Source organism: Pigmentiphaga sp. (assembly GCF_019689535.1).
In the GTDB taxonomy this organism is placed as follows: Bacteria; Pseudomonadota; Gammaproteobacteria; order Burkholderiales; family Burkholderiaceae_B; genus Pigmentiphaga.
The window spans coordinates 1-2834 of the sequence record NZ_JADGHH010000307.1; the positions used below are offsets into that span (position 1 = coordinate 1).

General features: G+C 63.1%; 3 protein-coding genes. All 3 read left to right on the plus strand.

The window, feature by feature from the left end; genetic code table 11:
* Positions 1-396 precede the first annotated feature (396 nt).
* Positions 397-579 (plus strand): 50S ribosomal protein L32, encoded by a 183-nt coding sequence (gene rpmF, locus IRZ12_RS17070; RefSeq protein ID WP_296471142.1) that lies wholly within the window; start codon positions 397-399, stop codon positions 577-579.
* Between the two features lie 218 nt (positions 580-797).
* Complete coding sequence (gene plsX, locus IRZ12_RS17075) at positions 798-1874, plus strand: phosphate acyltransferase PlsX (protein ID WP_296471146.1); 1077 nt, start codon at positions 798-800, stop codon at positions 1872-1874.
* On the plus strand, positions 1871-2834 hold a 964-nt coding region (locus tag IRZ12_RS17080; RefSeq protein ID WP_296471143.1), incomplete at its 3' end, for a beta-ketoacyl-ACP synthase III. The genes plsX and IRZ12_RS17080, both read left to right, overlap by 4 nt.

A 2834-nucleotide genomic window follows, 5' to 3' on the forward strand; every position in this document is an offset into this window, starting at 1 on the left:
AGGATGAATTGATCTTGAGCGTCCCTTATGTGCCTCGGCACGACGTGTGCCCCGCCGAGGGCGGCAAATCCGGCGAGGGGCCGGAGAAGCGGCCCTCGCCGTTTGCGGTGCTGGCCGAGCTGAAGGCTCGGTCGGGAGATGTCGGCAAATAAGCGACATTTTTTTGTGTATAGTCGCAGCGGGCGTGTCCTCCGGGTTGTTGGACGGGCAAGCGCGATGCGGGCGAATGCGTGCTTGATGCAAGCGCGTTCGTAGTAATTAGGGTTTTTGGACGGCGTTTCGGGCAAGCCTGCGCAGGCCGCCGTCATTCAATTGAAAAAGCAGGTTTCAGAACTCGCGGCGGTTACGCGTAGGCTTCTGGCTTACAATGCGCGCCGTTCCTAGGAGTCTAGTCACATGGCCGTTCAGCAAAACAAGAAGTCGCCCTCCAAGCGTGGTATGCATCGCGCCCACGATTTCCTTACCAATCCTCCCATTGCGGTGGAGCCCACCACGGGCGAAACGCACCTGCGCCACCACATCAGTCCCAACGGCATTTATCGCGGTCGCAAAGTCCTCAAGACCAAGAACGACGAGTGATACAGGCCGACCCTGGGCAGTCGCTTGCGCTGGGGTCGTCACTCAGTGGTGGAATGCGGGCGCCGATGGGTCGGCATTCCACCCCTGGGCACTTGCGGAACCTTTTCTCCGGTCTTGTCTGTCCCGCCGAGCGATTTGCCGATGACTGATGCAGCACTCGTCTGTAGCGGTTCGGGCGATCGTCGCGGTCGCGGATGGGCGTCTCTGCGTCCATGGCTATGATCCGTATCGCGATCGATTGCATGGGGGGCGATTTCGGCCTTCCTGTGACGATTCCCGCTGCCCTGACGTTTGCTGCCCGCCATCCCGGCACCGAATTGCTGCTGGTCGGCTTGGCCGACCAGATCGAGGCAGGCTTGGCTCGCGCCCATGCGTCCGCCGCACAGCGCGAGCGGCTGCGCATCGTGCCCGCCTCGGAAGTCGTCACCATGGACGACAAGGTCGAGGTCGCACTGCGCCGGAAGAAGGATTCCTCCATGCGCGTTGCGGCCGAGCTCGTTCGCGACGGGAAAGCCGACGCGTGCGTGTCTGCCGGCAATACGGGCGCATGGATGGCAATCTCGCGCTATGTACTGAAGACGCTCGACGGCATCGATCGTCCCGCCATCGCCAAAGCCATTCCCAATCAATTGGGAGGCATGACCGTCATCCTCGACCTGGGGGCCAACGTCGATTGCACGGCGGATCACCTGCTGCAGTTCGCCATGATGGGGTCTGCGCTGGTGTCGAGCGTGGGGCACCAGGAGCGGCCTTCCGTCGGGTTGCTCAATATTGGCGAAGAGGCCATCAAGGGCAACGACGTCGTCAAGCAGGCGGCGGAGCTGCTGCGCAGCAGTCCGTTGAACTTTTACGGCAACGTCGAAGGCAACGACATCTTCAATGGTACGGTGGACGTCGTCGTCTGCGACGGCTTTGTTGGTAACATCGTACTCAAGTCCACGGAAGGCCTAGCCAAGATGCTGGGCGTCTTCATCAAAGAAGAATTCAAGAGAAACCTGTTCACGTTGTTGATGGGCGCCATCGCCACGCCGGTGTTGAATCGTTTCCGCCAGCGCGTGGATCCTCGCCGCTACAACGGGGCGGCGCTGCTAGGGTTGCGCGGCGTCGTCATCAAGAGCCATGGTTCAGCCGATACCTATGCGTTTGAGTGGGCGTTGCAGGACGCTTACGACGCTGTCGAAAGCGGTCTGCTCGCCAGGACGTCGCAGACCATTGCGCAGATGACGAGCATGCCGGCCGGCGGAACCCAGCAGGAGGCCGGCATAGCGCCGGCCTCGCATGGAGAAAGTGCATGAGTGCAACAGTGACGCGTCCGTCGGGCAATCCCACTACTGCGGTTTGGTCGAGAATCATCGGATCCGGCAGTTGCCTGCCCGAACGCGTGGTCAGCAATGATGAACTCGCCGCCGAGCTCGCTCAACGCGGAATCCAAACCTCGGATGCCTGGATCGTCGAGCGGACCGGAATTCGCCAGCGCCATATCGCGGCGCGCGGGGTGACTTCCAGTGAGCTGGGCGTGCAGGCTGCTCGGCGCGCGCTTGCCGACGCGGGCATCGAGGCCGCCGACCTCGACCTGATCGTGGTGGCCACCTCCACGCCGGATTTCGTGTTTCCCAGCACGGCTTGTCTGATCCAGGCCCAGCTTGGAGCTTCGCGTGCCGCGGCATTTGACGTCCAGGCCGTGTGCACGGGCTTCATCTATGCGCTGACCACCGCCGACAGCTTTGTGCGTGCAGGGCGCGCCCGTACCGCTCTGGTCATCGGCGCGGAGGTGTTCTCCCGCATTCTCGACTGGAATGACCGTTCTACTTGCGTGCTGTTCGGCGATGGCGCCGGCGCCGTGGTGCTCCAGGCTTCGCCCGAGCCCGGCGTGATGGCGGCCAAGCTGCATGCCGACGGTTCGCAGACCAAGATTCTTTGCGCTGCCGGCAACGTCGCCTATGGTGAGGTGACGGGCGATCCCTTCCTGCGCATGGAAGGGCAGGCGGTCTTCAAGCAGGCGGTCACGGTGCTGGAGCGCGTGGCGCACGAGGTGGTCGACGAGGCAGGCGTGCCGCTGTCCGACGTGGATTGGCTCATTCCCCACCAGGCGAATGTCCGCATCCTCAATGCCACCGCCAAGCGCCTCGGCATTCCTCTCGAGCGCGTCATCTCGACTGTCGACCTGCATGCCAATACCTCGGCGGCGAGCGTGCCCCTGGCCCTCGACGTGGCCCGGCGCGACGGGCGCGTCAAGCGGGGGGACTTGGTGATGC